Origin of the sequence: Vibrio makurazakiensis (genome assembly GCF_050337375.1) — a bacterium.
Classification (GTDB): Bacteria; Pseudomonadota; Gammaproteobacteria; order Enterobacterales; family Vibrionaceae; genus Vibrio; species Vibrio makurazakiensis.
Window position 1 is genome coordinate 78,738 of record NZ_JAKJSW010000018.1, and the last position, 15,111, is coordinate 93,848.

Consider the following 15,111-nt stretch of genomic DNA (forward strand, 5'->3'; position numbering starts at 1 on the left):
CTTACTTCGCTTCTAGTTCAAATCGATAGCCTTGCCCACGAATTGTGCTGATAATCTTATCCTGAGTGTATTGCGTTAACTTTTTACGTAAGCGTGAAACGATCACTTCAATGTTATTTGGCTGAACACTTTCACCTTGAGCATACAGTGAGTCTGTAATCTGTTGCTTGGAGACTATCTGTAAACTGTGTCGGATAAGGTATTCAAATATTTGAAACTCTAAGGCCGTAAGTTCGATAAGTGCATCATCGTAAGTGATGCGTTTGGCTTGGGTATCAAGAGTTAAGGATTGTGCTTTGATTTGCGAGGCTGAAAACCCCTGGTTGCGACGAACAAGCGCTTCAAGACGTGCGTGTAATTCTTCAAATTGGAAAGGTTTAGTTAGGTAGTCATCTGCGCCAGAGTTCAGCCCTTCAACTTTATCTTGCCAATCACCACGTGCCGTTAATATTAGGATGGGTACAGTAATCTCTTTACGGCGTATTTGTTTGATCAGTGTGATTCCGTCGAAATCAGGTAAACCAAGGTCAATGATCATGACATCTGTATTAGGCTGTTTTTGAATGGTTTGCAGGCACGCTGAAGCTGTTTTCTCTGCATGGACTGTATGTCCTTGCTCACTGAGTTGAGAAGACAGGTGGTGATTCAATATTTCATTATCTTCAACCAAAACAACCAGCATTTAATATCCCTATATACAATAAGATTCAACTAGATAGAGCTTACACTAGCTTTGGATAAAAAAAAGGGAGAAGCCAAAGCTTCCCCCTTAATATTTATTCCAAATGAGCCTACTTCTGTAGTAAAGAAATATCCGCAATCTGTAGGAATAGGTTACGTAGGTTGTTTAGCAGCGTTAGACGGTTCTTTTTCAGAGCTTCGTCATCAGCCATAACCATTACGTTATCGAAGAACGCATCAACTGGTTCACGTAGGTCAGCTAGTTTGCTTAGGGCTTCTTGGTAGTTGCCTGTCGCGAATGCTGGCTCTAGAGCTTCAGTCATGACTTCAACGTTTTCAGCTAGTGCTTTTTCTGCGTCTTCTTGAAGAAGAGTTAGGTCGATTTCAGCTGGTAGTTCGCCGTCGAATTTCGCAAGGATGTTACCTACACGCTTGTTCGCTGCTGCTAGTGCTTCTGCTGCTTCCAGTTCACGGAAGTGAGAAACCGCTTTAACACGTTGGTCAAAGTCTGCAGGTTTAGTTGGGCGACGTGCTAGTACCGCTTGGATGATATCAACACTGAAACCAGCATCTTGATACCATGCGCGGAAACGACCTAGCATGAAGTCGATAACGTCAGCTTCAACGTTGTCGTTAGTCAGCTTGTCGCCTAGTAGCTCTTTCGCTTTACCGATCAGATCAGTTAGGTCTAGGTTGTAGCCGTTTTCAACGATGATACGTAGAACACCTAGTGACGCGCGACGTAGTGCGAATGGGTCAGAACCTTTTGGTGCTTGGCCAATACCGAAGATACCTACGATAGTGTCTAGCTTGTCTGCCATTGCAACTGCTGAAGAGATACCTGTGCTTGGTAGGGTATCACCAGCGAAACGAGGCATGTACTGCTCGTAAAGTGCTAGTGCAACTTGCTCGTCTTCACCATCGTGAGTCGCGTAGTGCATACCCATAACACCTTGAGTATCCGTAAATTCGAATACCATAGAAGTCATTAGGTCACATTTAGCTAGCAGGCCAGCACGCTTAGACTTTTCAACGTCAGCATCGATTTGCTCAGCGATGTAGCCAGCAAGCTCAGTAATGCGGTCTGTCTTGTCTTTGATAGTACCAAGTTGCTTCTGGAAGATAGCTTGGTCTAGTTCAGGAAGACGGTCGATCAGCGGACGTTTACGGTCGGTGTTGAAGAAGAATTCAGCATCAGCAAGACGTGGACGTACAACTTTCTCATTACCTTCGATAACGTGACGAGGCTCTTTAGACTCGATGTTCGATACGAAGATAAAGTTTGGTAGAAGGTTTTTCTCTGCGTCATACACAGGGAAGTACTTCTGGTCGCCTTTCATGGTGTAAACCAAAGCTTCAGAAGGTACTTTTAGGAACTCTTGCTCAAACTTAGCAGTAAGAACCACTGGCCATTCAACTAGTGAAGTTACTTCTTCAACCAAGTCGTCTTCTAGGTCAGCAATACCGCCAACAGCCTCTGCTGCTTTTTTAGCATCAGCTAGGATGATAGCTTTACGAGCATCGTAATCTGCCATTACTTTACCGCGCTCTTCTAGGATCGCAGGGTACTGGTCAGCAGACTCGATTGTGAACTCTTGTTCGCCCATGAAACGGTGGCCACGGATAGTACGAGCAGATGCTACACCTAGGATTTCGCCTTCAACAAGCTCATCACCTAGTAGTACTGTCAGTGTTTTCACTGGACGGATAAATTGAATGTCTGAGTTGCCCCAGCGCATTGCTTTAGGAATAGGTAGGCCCGCTAGTGCTTTCGCAGCGATGTCCATAACTAGTTCCTGAACTGGTTTGCCAGCCACTTCTTGTTTGAAAAGAAGCCACTCGCCTTTGTCTGTTTTCAGACGGTCAGCTTGCTCAACAGTAATACCGTTACCACGAGCCCAACCTTGCGCAGCTTTCGTTGCGTTGCCTTCAGCATCGAATGCAACAGAAACAGCAGGACCACGTTTTTCAACGACTTTGTCTGCTTGGCCTTCAGCCAGTGCTGTTACTTTAAGTGCTAGACGACGAGGTGCTGCGTACCACTTGATGCCTTCGTGAGAAAGCTCAGCAGTTTTAAGGCCTGCTTCAAAGTTAGAAGCAAATGCTTCTGCTAGAGAACGAAGTGCTGTTGGTGGAAGCTCTTCCGTACCCAGTTCAATTAGAAAATTCTTCGCCATGATTATTTGTCCTTCTTACACATTGGGAAGCCAAGCGCTTCACGTGACGCGTAGTACGCCTCAGCAACTGATTTAGTCAGGTTGCGGATACGAAGGATGTAACGTTGACGCTCTGTTACAGAGATAGCTTTGCGCGCATCAAGAATGTTGAATGCGTGACCTGCTTTTAGAATGCGCTCGTAAGCTGGAAGCGGAAGTGGCTTCTCAAGCTCAAGTAGCTCTTTACACTCTTTTTCACACTGATCGAAGAAAGTGAATAGGAAATCTACGTCTGCGTGCTCGAAGTTGTAGGTTGATTGCTCAACTTCGTTTTGGTGGAAGATGTCACCGTAAGTCACGTTAGAACCGTCTGGTGCTACGTTCCATACTAGGTCGTAAACAGAATCTACTTCCTGGATGTACATTGCTAGACGCTCGATACCGTAAGTGATCTCGCCGGTTACTGGCTTACACTCAAGGCCGCCAACCTGTTGGAAGTAAGTAAACTGAGTTACTTCCATGCCGTTTAGCCATACTTCCCAACCAAGGCCCCATGCACCTAGTGTTGGGTTTTCCCAGTTATCTTCAACGAAGCGAATATCGTGAACAAGTGGGTCAACACCAAGAACCTCTAGTGAGCCTAGGTACAACTCTTGGATATTGTCTGGCGATGGTTTTAGCGCTACTTGGAATTGGTAGTAGTGCTGCAGACGGTTAGGGTTTTCACCGTAACGGCCATCAGTAGGACGACGTGAAGGTTGTACGTAAGCTGTAGACATTGGCTCTGGGCCAAGTGCTCGTAGACATGTCATTGGGTGAGAGGTGCCGGCACCTACTTCCATATCTAGAGGTTGAACAATGGTACAACCGTTTTGAGCCCAGTAATCCTGCAGCGCGAGGATCATTCCCTGGAAGGTTTTGATATCGTATTTTTGCATAGTCAGGTTCGCGCGATTCTTTTAAATGAATGAGAAAATAACCTCTGAGTATACCGAGATATTCGTAAAGCGAGTAGGGGTAATCTTGTTTAATTAATCGCCTTAAATCCCTTTTAATGGATTTTTTTCTCTTTAATCTTCTTTTTTCGAGTTAAAGACGCTTTTTAGGTTCAGAGTTACTTGTTTTAGCTGTTTTGGGTCGTTAGAATCACGCCGTCTTTGGGGAGTAGCCTGCCTATTTATCAACACTGGGATAATAGGTTCGTTCGTCAACATAATTGATGCAAAATCATCATGGCGTTCGAGACGAAAACGACGATAACAAAACAAACGTCGACATCGTTTAGCAAGACCTTAGACAAACATCGTGAACCGGGGTGGGGCGCGAGGTTTGTCTTTGGTTAAATATAATAATCCTCGCCCCAAATGAGCATGTCGTGAGCGTTTTAGCAATTTCAATTACAACTGTCGCTTTAGCCGAAATCGGTGACAAGACGCAGTTACTTTCCCTTTTATTAGCTAGCAGATACCGTAAGCCAATTCCGATTATCGCTGCTATTTTCTTAGCAACATTAGTGAATCATGCCCTTGCTGCATGGTTAGGTGTTGTAATCGCAGATTACCTGTCTCCGGACGTTTTGAAGTGGGTGCTGGTGGTCAGCTTTATCGTAATGGCTGGCTGGATTCTGATCCCTGATAAATTGGATGACGATGAAGGTGTGTCGAATCGAGGCCCGTTTGTCGCCAGTTTTATCGCCTTCTTCATTGCCGAGATAGGTGATAAAACCCAGATAGCGACATCGATTTTAGGGGCTCAATATTCTGATGCGTTAACGTGGGTGATTCTGGGGACTACCATCGGTATGTTGCTCGCGAATGTGCCTGTGGTGATTATCGGCAAGTTATCTGCGGATAAAATGCCATTAGATCTGATTCGAAAAGTAACCGCTGCTTTGTTTGTTGCCTTGGCGATTGGTGCTGCCGTTTTATAGTGGTGATTTTACATTTTCGTTTGTAAATCAAAGAGCAATATTAATTGGTCTAGATCAAGTGTTGGTTCGAAAAGCAGTGTGAGTGTGTGTGCTGACACATAACGGTCATGCATGTCATGTTAATTTAATCTTGTGATCGGTTTTTATCTTAATTGGTATAAGCAAGAGGGCATGACTATGTTAACGCGCTATATGGGAATGACTCCAAAAAGCCAAAGTTACCTGTTTACCTTTGGTCTCGCACTTACTTTACTCGGTATGGTGTTGACTGATATGTGGCTACCTATGGTCGCAGGCTCAATCATCATGACTGGACTTTCCGTCGAAGCTTGGATTCGTGTTGCACACATTATTCCAATGAGAAAGGACATGAGAGCAATGCAACATCAAATGGAAAAGCTACAGCAGTACGCTAGAGAATCGGAATAGCAAAAAGCCGCAATGAACAATTCATTGCGGCTTTTTTTGTTGTTTATTAAGTTAACAATAATTTAACCTTATAAACCTTTACGAATGAGATATTGGTAAGGGAGGGCATCAGTTTGCGCGCTAACTAATTGGTGATCCATGAATCGACAAAAGCTCGGAATATCACGAGTTGTCGATGGATCGTCTGCTTTTACCAATAACACATCACCATCCTGCATGTTCCTAATCGTCTTCCTGACCATCATTACTGGTTCTGGGCAGCGTAGCCCCTCAGCTTCTAAAGTGTGTGTTGCCAGTTCAGGATCGAATGTCATGTTTACTTCTCTTTATATGCGTAACGCAAAGAATGATACTTCTGCAGGAAAAATATGCAATAACCTCTTGGCAAACAGAATGATTTGCTATAACTTAGTTAACAAGTTGATAACAACTTGATGTGAGACAACTAGCTAAGGAGTGGCGATGTTGACAGGTTTAGATAGACTTACGATTTATTCAGTACTGTGCTTTATTTCTTTTTGTGCACTGGTATTAAGAACACCCGCAGAAGCGTCATTAATGCCATTGGCAGGTATGATTGCAACAATTTTTGGTATTTGGGTTGAGATGCGCCGTTGGCAAGGTATCTCTGAAGAGCAAGAACATTAACCCAGATCCCTATTACACAATTCCGATACGACATTCCGACACTATCCCCAGTTTTCTTGGGCTTCCCCGCTGAAAGGCGGGATTTTTTTTGCCTGAAGCATGGTATAACAGAGGCAGTATTATCACTTAGGTATTGAGTGTGGAATTAGAAGAAATCTACCGTCGTGACCTTAACTTATTGGTCGCGTTAAAAGTCTTAATTGAAGAAGGCAGTGTTAGCCAAGCCGCTGTTCGTTTGAACTTAAGTCAGTCTGCAACGAGCCGTGTACTTGGGCGTTTAAGACATTTGTTGGATGACCCGCTATTTACCCGCCAAGGTCAGCGTTTGCTTCCTACCAGTAAAGCGTTGGAAATCAGTCAGCAAATTGAGCAACCTCTTGAATCATTTCGGCAGCTTCTGACTCCTAGCGAGTTTAACCCTTACTATTGTAATGAGCGGTTCTTGATTGCGACCACTGACTACGCGATGCAAACCATCTTGCCTTACGCCCTGCCTAAAATTTATGAGCTTGCGCCGAATATCTCTTTGGAGTTTGCACCACTTCAGCATGAAAAGTTGTTTAAACAATTGAGCACTGAAAGAGTGGATATGGCAATTTGTCGTCCGACGGGGTCTGTGTCGCCTCTGCATCAAAAAGTACTTGGCCCAGTAGGCGTATCTTGCCTACTTTCTAGGAATCACCCCTTAGCAAAAGAATCATTGAGTTTAGATGATTATGTCAATCTTCCTCATGCGATGATCGCAATTAGTGATGGCGTGAAAGCGCTACTGGACAATGCACTTGCGAATCAAAACCCACGGAAAATGGTATTGCGGGCTTATCATCTGGAAGCTGCGTTGGCGATTGTTGATAAAATGCCTTTGGTGATCACTGTGCCGGCTGACTTAGCGTATTTAGTGGCTGATCGCTATGACCTTGTAGTGAAACCTTTACCATTTGAGTTTATGCCGTTTGATTATTCGTTGATATGGCATTCTCGTTGTGACTCATCTGCCTCACAACAATGGTTAAGAAGGGTAGTAAAAGAGGAGTGTGGCGAATTGATTCAAAAGCGCATTGCGGATGTTGGCTTGGGCTAACTTAGAAACGCGCTTTTTTCACTTGAGCTGAATGACAAAAATGCAAAAGGGCTGATAGTAATCAGCCCTTTGTTATTTTGGATTGTTGAAGCTTAGCTTTTCAACCCCGTAGCTTACTTAATCACTACCATAGTTTGATAACTAAAGCTTTATAACTAAAGTTTTATAACTAAAGTTTTATAACAACACGACCAGTGATTTGACCGTTAGTGATGTCTTCTGCTGCTTGAATTGCACCGTCTAAAGATACCTCTTTGGTTGCTTGACCGTAGAATGACTCCGGTAATAGCTCTGCAAGTTGCTCCCAAGCTTTGATACGTTTTTCGCGAGGGCACATTACAGAGTCGACGCCTTGTAGGCGAACATTACGCAAAATGAATGGCATTACGGTTGTAGGTAAATCAAAACCGCCAGCTAGACCACACATTGCAACTGCACCGTTGTAATCAATTTGCGCCAATACTTTTGCTAGCACTTTACTGCCTACAGTATCAATAGCGCCTGCCCACAGTTGTTTTTCTAGCGGTTTAGCTGGTTCTTCTAGTTCAGCACGTTCAACGATACGTGAAGCACCTAGTGACTTTAGAAGTTCGCCATTTTCAGATGCTCGGCCAGTTACAGCTGCTACTTTGTAACCTAGCTGGTTTAGTAGAGTAATAGACACGCTACCCACACCACCACTCGCGCCAGTTACTAAAATTTCGCCATCTTCAGGCTTAATTCCTGCGTCAACAATCGCTTGTACACAAAGCATTGCGGTGAAACCAGCGGTGCCGATTGCCATGACTTTTTTAGCGTCTAGGCCTTGTGGCATTGGCACTAACCAATCACCGTTTAGACTTGCCTTTTCAGCCATGCCACCCCAGTGCCCTTCACCAACACCCCAGCCAGTCAGAACGACTTCATCGCCTTCTTTGTAGCGAGGATCATCCGATTGAGAAACCACGCCCGAAAGGTCGATACCAGGAACCATAGGGAAGTTACGAACAATACGCCCTTTTCCTGTAATCGCTAAACCATCTTTGTAGTTAAGAGACGAATAGTTAACGTTAATTTTCACGTTACCTTCCGGCAGTTGCGACTCATCAATTTGAGAAACAGCAGCGATGGTTTTTTYGTCTTCTTGGTTTAATACAAGTGCTTTAAACATGATCAGCTCCGTAGGAGGAATATTAGGAATCTGCCAACAACTCTAGACGAGATTTCAGAGAAAAAATAATGAAACTTCAACATTAGATCTATGCATAAAACGCATAAGTAAACCGAGAAGTTTTGTTGAGGTATAACCGATAGAGAAAAGCGCAATCACGATAAACATGAATTGCGCTTTTTGGAGGTATTTTCGTTAACTCGATATTTTCTTACCAGTTAACAAAGCTGTTTCTTATTCAGTTACAGCTGACTAAGGTCGTTCAAATACCGTTGCAATACCCTGGCCTAATCCAATACACATCGTTGCTAAACCGTATTTAACGTCTTGTGCTTCCATCAGGTTAATTAGGGTGGTTGAGATACGAGAACCAGAACAGCCAAGTGGGTGACCCAGTGCAATCGCACCGCCGTTAAGGTTTACTTTCTCGTCAACCACATCAAGTAGACCTAGATCTTTAGCACATGGAAGAGATTGAGCTGCGAATGCTTCATTTAGTTCAATCACACCCATATCTTCAATCGTTAAACCCGCACGCTTAAGTGCTTTTTGGGTCGCAGGTACTGGGCCGTAACCCATAATTGAAGGATCGCAGCCAGCGATAGCCATAGACTTCACGCGAGCACGAATCTTAAGGCCAAGTGCGTTGGCTTTCTCTTCGCTCATGATTAGCATTGCGGAAGCTCCATCAGATAATGCTGATGAAGTACCTGCTGTTACCGTACCATTCGCCGGGTCAAATACCGGGCGCAGCTGAGATAAACCTTCAACCGTTGTTTCTGGGCGAATGACTTCATCGTAATCCAGAGTAAACAGTGAGCCATCAGCTGCGTGCCCTTCTGTTGGCAGAATTTCGTTTTTAAAACGGCCTTCAACTGTTGCAGCTTGAGCTCGAGCATGTGAACGTGCTGCGAACGCATCTTGGTCTTCACGGCTAATGCCATGCATCTTACCTAGCATCTCAGCCGTTAGACCCATCATGCCCGCAGCTTTTGCTACGTTCTTTGACATGCCTGGGTGGAAGTCGACACCGTGTGTCATTGGCACGTGGCCCATGTGCTCTACACCGCCAATTAGGCAGATCTCGGCATCACCAACCATGATTGAACGAGTTGCATCATGCAGAGCTTGCATAGATGAACCACATAAACGGTTAACAGTTACAGCGCCGATCTCAATTGGTAAACCAGCTAAAAGTGCGGCGTTACGTGCAACGTTGAAGCCTTGCTCTAGTGTTTGTTGTACACAACCCCAGTAGATATCTTCAATCTCTGAAGGGTTAACTTCTGGGTTACGCTCTAAAATGCCTTTCATCAAATGTGCAGACAAATCTTCAGCACGAGTGTGACGGTAAGCTCCACCTTTGGAACGTCCCATTGGGGTGCGAAGGCAATCAACAACAACTACATTATTCATTTTGCTATTCCTTTTCCAAATGTGGGTTACAGAGAACTGGCTTGTTGAGCGTCGTAAAAGCTTTCGCCTTTCGCAGCCATATCAAGCAATAGTTGAGGAACTTGGTACATTGCACCTAAGTCTTGGTAGCCTTTCGCCATTTCAACGAAGTTACCAATACCCACACTGTCTAAGTAGCGGAATACGCCGCCTCTGAATGGAGGGAAGCCTAAACCGTAAACCAGTGCCATATCCGCTTCTTGCGGTGTCGCGATGATGCCTTCTTCTAGACACAGTACGACTTCGTTGATCATTGGAATCATCACGCGTTGGATAATGGTTTGATCATCAAATTCTTGTGGCTGTTGGCATACATCAGCAAGCACAGGAAGAATATCTTCAGAGAAGGTTTTCTTTGGACGACCGCGCTTGTCTACGCTGTAAGTGTAGAAACCGCTACCGTTCTTCTGGCCGTATTTGTCTGCTTCGTAAAGTGCATCAATAGCATCACGACCTTCTTTACCCATACGTTCAGGGAAACCTTGCGCCATTACAGCTTGTGCGTGGTGTGCTGTGTCTAGACCAACAACATCTAGCAGGTAAGCTGGGCCCATTGGCCAACCGAACTTACGTTCCATTACTTTATCCACTTTTGTGAAATCAGCTCCGTCGCGTAGCAACATACTGAAACCGCCAAAGTAAGGGAAAAGGACACGGTTCACGAAGAAACCTGGGCAGTCATTTACAACGATAGGGGATTTACCCATCTTCGCTGCGTAAGCAACCACGCGATTGATGGTTTCTTCTGAAGTGTGTTCACCACGGATGATCTCAACTAAAGGCATGCGGTGCACTGGATTAAAGAAGTGCATGCCACAGAAGTTTTCTGGGCGCTTCAGTGATTTTGCTAATAGATTGATCGGAATAGTTGAGGTGTTTGATGTCAGAACAGTATCTTCACCAACCAAACCTTCTACTTCGCTCAGTACCGCTGCTTTTACTTTAGGATTCTCTACAACCGCTTCTACAATCACATCTGATTGCTCAACACCTGCATAATGCAGACTTGGAGTAATAGAAGACAGAATACCTGCCATCTTGAATCCATCTAGTCGACCGCGTGATAAGCGTTTATTCAACAGCTTAGAAGCTTCGTTCATACCAAGATCAAGAGACGCTTGTGCGATGTCTTTCATCATCACTGGTACGCCTTTCAATGCTGACTGGTAAGCAATACCGCCGCCCATGATACCTGCGCCAAGTACGGCTGCACGTTCAGTCGCTTTGTTTGCTGACTTGCCAGCTTGCTTCGCTAAGCCTTTAATGTATTGGTCGTTAAGGAATAGGCCAACCAGTGCTTTTGCTTCTTCTGACTTAGCCAGTTTTACAAAGTGTTTACGCTCAATATCAAGCGCGGCATCGCGATCGCTGCGAGCTGCTTCTTCAATCGCAATCACTGAGGTGATTGGCGCTGGGTAATGTGGCCCTGCTTTTTGAGCGACAAGCCCTTTAGCCATCGTAAAGCTCATCATGGCTTCTAGCTTGCTTAGTGATAACGCTGATGTTTTTTGTTTACGACGTAGTTGCCAATCAAGTTTTTCGTTTGCTGCCAGAGAAACAGTATTGATAGCTGACTCTAGGAGTTGTTCGGTATCAACAATTGCATCTAACAAGCCAATTTTTAAAGCTTCATCTGCACGACAAGCTTTACCCTGAGTGATGATTTCCATTGCACTATCTGCACCGATAACGCGAGGTAAACGCACACAGCCACCAAAGCCAGGCATGATGCCCAATTTTGTTTCTGGTAATCCGATGCTGGTGGTCTTGTCGCCAATACGGAAATCGGTAGCAAGGACACATTCACAACCGCCGCCAAGGGCATGACCGCGAATCATTGAAAGGGTTGGAACTGGTAAATCTTCTAGTTTGCTGAAAATAGAATTAGCAAATCTTAGCCATTCATCAAGTTCTGCTTCTGGCTTAGCAAATAAACCCAGAAATTCAGTAATGTCGGCACCGACGATGAAGGCATCTTTGTTTGAAGTTAAGATGAGACCACGTAAACCTGAGTGAGCTTTAAGCGCATCAAGTGCTTGGTCTAGGGATTCTAAAGTAGCAAGGTCTAGCTTATTTACAGAAGCTGGAGCGCAGAAGCTTAGTTCAGCTATTCCATCTTGTAATTCCTTTACCTGTAGGGTGTTAGCTTGGTAAATCATTGTCTATCTCCATGACGTACAATCCACGATTGCGTGAGAGAATTCTTGTTGTATTTATATCGTTAAATTCATTCTGGTTTGACCAGTTGTTTTAGTTTGTACTTGGTCTAATGTAAATTCAATACATTTTTTAAACAATTGTTTAACATTGTGCGTTGGCACAGATCTCTAACGGTTATTCAATGTGCGTGATACACTTTGATTTCCTCATTAATAAAGCCATCAATATGAATGACCAGCCTTACCTTATTCCGTTGCAATCGGCGCAATTTGAAGAAGAAATAAAGAAGAGTGTATTCATTACTCATTTAGCTCATACCCCAAGTGTAGAATCTGCCAAACAGTTTGTTGAACAAGTAAAAGCGGATCATGCTTCAGCAAGGCATAACTGCTGGGGATTCGTTGCGGGGCGACCTGAAGATTCAATGAAATGGGGCTTTAGTGATGATGGTGAACCTTCAGGTACGGCGGGTAAACCTATCTTGGCGCAGCTGTCAGGTTCTGGTGTTGGTGAACTAACGGCTGTAGTGACTCGTTATTCTGGTGGAATTAAACTTGGGACGGGTGGCTTAGTTAAAGCTTATGGTGGTGGAGTACAACAAGCTCTCAAGCTGCTTCAAACTATCGAGAAAAAAATAACCACAAACTTACGCCTAGAGTTAGACTATGGATTCGTGCCGATCGCACAATCAATTATGTCTCAATTTGAAGCAAAGGAAGTGCAGGCGGACTATGGCGTCAATGTAGTCATGATCGTTGAGATAGAAGTGCTTCAAGTCGATGCTTTTATGGAAACCATCGTCAATAAAAGCAGTGCTAAAGCACTGGTATCAAAATTAGATAATAACTAGGAAGTTTGAAGCCTCTCGCTTCGTCATATTTGTAATGCAATTTCGCTCAATTATTCGTATCGTCGGGTTATTACTGGCACTGTTTAGTGTCTCTATGCTCGCTCCCGCTCTGGTCGCACTTATCTATCGTGATGGTGCGGGTGTACCTTTTGTAACTACATTTTTTGTACTGCTTTTTTGCGGTGCGACTTGTTGGTTTCCGAACCGCCGACATAAGCATGAATTAAAAGCCCGTGATGGGTTTTTAATTGTGGTACTTTTTTGGACGGTAATCGGTAGTGCTGGTTCGTTGCCCTTCCTTATTTCTGATACACCTAATATCTCAGTCACGGATGCGTTCTTTGAATCGTTTTCTGCTTTAACGACAACAGGTGCTACCGTTATTGTCGGTTTAGACGAGCTTCCTAAAGCGATATTGTTCTACCGCCAGTTCCTACAATGGTTTGGTGGGATGGGTATCATTGTACTAGCTGTAGCTATTCTTCCGGTTTTGGGTATCGGTGGTATGCAGTTGTATCGAGCTGAAATTCCAGGCCCAGTTAAAGACAGTAAAATGACGCCTAGGATTGCTGAAACAGCAAAAGCGCTTTGGTATATCTATTTAAGCTTGACGGTTGCATGTGCGCTCGCATTTTGGCTTGCAGGTATGAGTGCTTTTGATGCTATTAGCCATAGCTTCTCAACAATTGCGATCGGTGGCTTCTCTACACATGACGCAAGTATGGGATATTTTGATAGCCATACCATCAATATGATTACTGTTGTCTTCTTATTGATCTCAGCATGTAACTACTCCTTACACTTCGCCGCATTCGCTTCTGGTGGTGTGCATCCAAAATACTATTTAAAAGACCCTGAATTCAGAGCCTTCATTTTTATCCAAGCTGTATTGTTCTTGGTTTGTTTTTTATTGCTTCTGAACCATCAGTCTTACGATTCTTATTATGATGCGTTTGATCAGGCTTTGTTCCAAACGGTATCAATATCTACTACTGCTGGCTTCACTACTACAGGCTTTTCTGAGTGGCCGCTGTTTCTTCCGGTTCTTCTTTTGTTTTCATCTTTTATAGGGGGATGTGCAGGTTCAACTGGTGGTGGTATGAAAGTGATTCGTATTTTATTGCTGACCTTGCAAGGTGCTCGTGAAATGAAGCGTCTTGTTCATCCCCGAGCGGTATACACCATTAAAGTCGGTGGTGCGGCTTTATCACAGCGGGTCGTTGATGCGGTGTGGGGGTTTTTCTCTGCTTATGCACTGGTGTTTGTCGTTTGTATGTTGGCGTTGATAGCTACAGGAATGGACGAATTAAGTGCTTTCTCTGCGGTAGCTGCAACTCTTAACAACCTCGGTCCTGGCTTGGGTGAAGTAGCCCTGCATTTTGGCGATATAAATGACAAAGCTAAATGGGTATTAGTGGTATCCATGCTATTCGGTCGTTTAGAAATTTTCACTTTATTAATATTACTGACTCCTACGTTCTGGCGTAGTTAAGGATAGGTTGTGGCAAAGGCATTATTTTTGTATTCAAGCCGAGAAGGGCAAACTAAGAAGATTCTCCACTATATAGAAGAAGAGTTATCTGAGTTTGAGTGTGAAATCGTAGATCTACACACAGCGGGTAATATTGATTTCAACTCTTATGATCGCGTATTGATTGGTGCTTCTATTCGTTATGGCCATTTGAATAAAAAGTTGTACCAGTTTATAGAAACAAACATTGAACAATTACAATCAAACAAAGTGGCTTTCTTCTGCGTTAACTTAACAGCTAGAAAAGAAGACCAAGGAAAAGATACGCCAGAAGGTAGTGCATATATAAAGACGTTTCTTAAAAAGTCACCTTGGCAGCCTGCTTTGATAGGTGTATTTGCTGGTGCCCTCTATTACCCACGTTATAACTGGTTCGATAAAACCATGATTCGCTTCATTATGAATATGACTGGTGGAGAAACGGACACCACCAAGGAAATTGAGTATACGAATTGGGGAAAAGTCTCTTTATTCGCAGGAAAGCTCTCGAATATGTAATAGAAAAGCCTACTTTTGAGGCGTTTTGAGTTCTTTTTAATCGAACGAATAAAAAAACGAGAAAAACTTCAAAAAGGGCTTGCCAGTGTGATCGAAATCTCTATAATGCGACCTCGTTGAAACGGGAAGGCTTCGTAAGAAACCAAAACGAATCAGCAGGTCAAATTAGCCAAGCTAAGCGCTTGAAAAAAGTTTTGAAAAAAGTGGTTGACACTAAAACTTAAATCGCTAAAATGGCCGTCCGATTTGAGCGAAGCTCAAAAAGGAAAAGCTCTTTAAMAATTTAAACCTATCAATCTGTGTGGGCACTCGTTGATGATATCAAAAAAGATTTCCTCGGAAATCGACTTTGGTTTCAATGAACTGAGTGACCAATACGAATAGTTGTTCTCTTTATAGAGAGCGGTTATTTGGCACAGTCAATTCATTACCATTCTGTTGGAATGGTAATAGCTTTAGAATTACATGTTTACTTCGGTAAATATTAGTTTTGAAGTCAGTATTCATTGAGCCGACAAAATCTTAAATTGAAGAGTTTGATC

General features: G+C 43.7%; 14 protein-coding genes and 1 riboswitch. Of the genes, 7 read left to right on the top strand and 7 right to left on the bottom strand.

The genetic code is table 11. From position 1 onward, the window contains the following. Window position 1: 1 nt before the first annotated feature. The 3 genes from L4C33_RS01960 to glyQ all read right to left on the bottom strand — a co-directional run bounded on the left by L4C33_RS01960 (window position 2) and on the right by glyQ (window position 3,775). Window positions 2–682 carry a response regulator gene (locus tag L4C33_RS01960; protein WP_428810790.1) on the bottom strand — a complete coding sequence of 227 codons (681 nt, stop codon included), beginning with the start codon at window positions 680–682 and terminating at the stop codon, window positions 2–4. 109 nt (window positions 683–791) lie between these two features. Continuing rightward, window positions 792–2,858, bottom strand: a complete 2,067-nt coding sequence (glyS, locus tag L4C33_RS01965; RefSeq protein WP_428810791.1) for a glycine--tRNA ligase subunit beta — start codon at window positions 2,856–2,858, stop codon at window positions 792–794. A gap of 2 nt (window positions 2,859–2,860) precedes the next feature. Continuing rightward, the gene (gene glyQ, locus L4C33_RS01970) at window positions 2,861–3,775 is read right to left on the bottom strand and encodes a glycine--tRNA ligase subunit alpha (RefSeq protein ID WP_017632669.1); all 915 of its coding nucleotides are present in this window, start codon (window positions 3,773–3,775) and stop codon (window positions 2,861–2,863) included. A gap of 209 nt (window positions 3,776–3,984) precedes the next feature. Further along, window positions 3,985–4,178: riboswitch (yybP-ykoY riboswitch) on the top strand. Window positions 4,179–4,212: 34 nt separating this feature from the next. Here glyQ and L4C33_RS01975 point away from each other — a divergent pair. Together L4C33_RS01975 and L4C33_RS01980 are read left to right on the top strand one after the other, a co-directional pair. Beyond that, entirely contained in the window at window positions 4,213–4,767 is a 555-nt protein-coding gene (locus tag L4C33_RS01975) for a TMEM165/GDT1 family protein (RefSeq protein WP_428810792.1), read from the top strand. Between the two features lie 171 nt (window positions 4,768–4,938). Beyond that, on the top strand, window positions 4,939–5,196 hold the full coding sequence (locus tag L4C33_RS01980) for a hypothetical protein (RefSeq protein WP_428810793.1): 258 nt from the start codon (window positions 4,939–4,941) through the stop codon (window positions 5,194–5,196). Window positions 5,197–5,264: 68 nt separating this feature from the next. On the opposite strand, the gene tusA is transcribed toward L4C33_RS01980, so the two are convergent. Further along, a complete protein-coding gene (gene tusA / locus L4C33_RS01985) occupies window positions 5,265–5,510 on the bottom strand; it encodes a sulfurtransferase TusA (protein WP_428810794.1) in 246 nt (81 codons plus the stop codon). A gap of 148 nt (window positions 5,511–5,658) precedes the next feature. On the opposite strand from tusA, the gene L4C33_RS01990 reads away from it, so the two are divergent. Then, window positions 5,659–5,844: a hypothetical protein gene (locus tag L4C33_RS01990; RefSeq protein ID WP_428810795.1), complete on the top strand. Its 186-nt coding sequence runs from the start codon at window positions 5,659–5,661 to the stop codon at window positions 5,842–5,844. A 139-nt stretch (window positions 5,845–5,983) separates the two neighbouring features. Then, on the top strand, window positions 5,984–6,925 hold the full coding sequence (locus L4C33_RS01995) for a LysR family transcriptional regulator (RefSeq protein ID WP_428810796.1): 942 nt from the start codon (window positions 5,984–5,986) through the stop codon (window positions 6,923–6,925). A gap of 169 nt (window positions 6,926–7,094) precedes the next feature. Here the strand turns inward: L4C33_RS01995 and acuI are convergent, their stop codons facing one another. The 3 genes from acuI to fadB all read right to left on the bottom strand — a co-directional run bounded on the left by acuI (window position 7,095) and on the right by fadB (window position 11,689). After that, on the bottom strand, window positions 7,095–8,075 hold the full coding sequence (acuI, locus tag L4C33_RS02000) for an acrylyl-CoA reductase (NADPH) (protein ID WP_428810797.1): 981 nt from the start codon (window positions 8,073–8,075) through the stop codon (window positions 7,095–7,097). A gap of 252 nt (window positions 8,076–8,327) precedes the next feature. After that, window positions 8,328–9,491: an acetyl-CoA C-acyltransferase FadA gene (gene fadA, locus L4C33_RS02005; protein ID WP_428810798.1), complete on the bottom strand. Its 1,164-nt coding sequence runs from the start codon at window positions 9,489–9,491 to the stop codon at window positions 8,328–8,330. A gap of 26 nt (window positions 9,492–9,517) precedes the next feature. Then, window positions 9,518–11,689, bottom strand: a complete 2,172-nt coding sequence (gene fadB, locus L4C33_RS02010) for a fatty acid oxidation complex subunit alpha FadB (RefSeq protein WP_428810799.1) — start codon at window positions 11,687–11,689, stop codon at window positions 9,518–9,520. 227 nt (window positions 11,690–11,916) lie between these two features. Between fadB and L4C33_RS02015 the strand changes: the two genes are divergently transcribed. From L4C33_RS02015 to hemG, 3 genes are read left to right on the top strand one after another with little or no spacing between them, the layout of a single operon-like run. Then, the gene (locus L4C33_RS02015) at window positions 11,917–12,540 is read left to right on the top strand and encodes a YigZ family protein (RefSeq protein WP_428810800.1); all 624 of its coding nucleotides are present in this window, start codon (window positions 11,917–11,919) and stop codon (window positions 12,538–12,540) included. A 34-nt stretch (window positions 12,541–12,574) separates the two neighbouring features. Continuing rightward, window positions 12,575–14,032 carry a TrkH family potassium uptake protein gene (locus L4C33_RS02020; RefSeq protein WP_428810801.1) on the top strand — a complete coding sequence of 486 codons (1,458 nt, stop codon included), beginning with the start codon at window positions 12,575–12,577 and terminating at the stop codon, window positions 14,030–14,032. Window positions 14,033–14,041: 9 nt separating this feature from the next. Further along, window positions 14,042–14,569 (top strand): menaquinone-dependent protoporphyrinogen IX dehydrogenase, encoded by a 528-nt coding sequence (gene hemG, locus L4C33_RS02025; RefSeq protein ID WP_428810802.1) that lies wholly within the window; start codon window positions 14,042–14,044, stop codon window positions 14,567–14,569. Window positions 14,570–15,111: the final 542 nt, after the last annotated feature.

Excerpts from the sequence above, each read along its gene's own strand:
- L4C33_RS02020 (WP_428810801.1), top strand. The coding sequence starts at position 12,575 with ATGCAATTTCGCTCAATTATTCGTATCGTCGGGTTATTACTGGCACTG.
- L4C33_RS01990 (WP_428810795.1), top strand. The coding sequence starts at position 5,659 with ATGTTGACAGGTTTAGATAGACTTACGATTTATTCAGTACTGTGCTTT.
- L4C33_RS02015 (WP_428810800.1), top strand. The coding sequence starts at position 11,917 with ATGAATGACCAGCCTTACCTTATTCCGTTGCAATCGGCGCAATTTGAA.
- fadA (WP_428810798.1), bottom strand. The coding sequence starts at position 9,491 with ATGAATAATGTAGTTGTTGTTGATTGCCTTCGCACCCCAATGGGACGT.
- glyQ (WP_017632669.1), bottom strand. The coding sequence starts at position 3,775 with ATGCAAAAATACGATATCAAAACCTTCCAGGGAATGATCCTCGCGCTG.
- L4C33_RS01980 (WP_428810793.1), top strand. The coding sequence starts at position 4,939 with ATGACTATGTTAACGCGCTATATGGGAATGACTCCAAAAAGCCAAAGT.
- glyS (WP_428810791.1), bottom strand. The coding sequence starts at position 2,858 with ATGGCGAAGAATTTTCTAATTGAACTGGGTACGGAAGAGCTTCCACCA.
- L4C33_RS01960 (WP_428810790.1), bottom strand. The coding sequence starts at position 682 with ATGCTGGTTGTTTTGGTTGAAGATAATGAAATATTGAATCACCACCTG.
- fadB (WP_428810799.1), bottom strand. The coding sequence starts at position 11,689 with ATGATTTACCAAGCTAACACCCTACAGGTAAAGGAATTACAAGATGGA.
- tusA (WP_428810794.1), bottom strand. The coding sequence starts at position 5,510 with ATGACATTCGATCCTGAACTGGCAACACACACTTTAGAAGCTGAGGGG.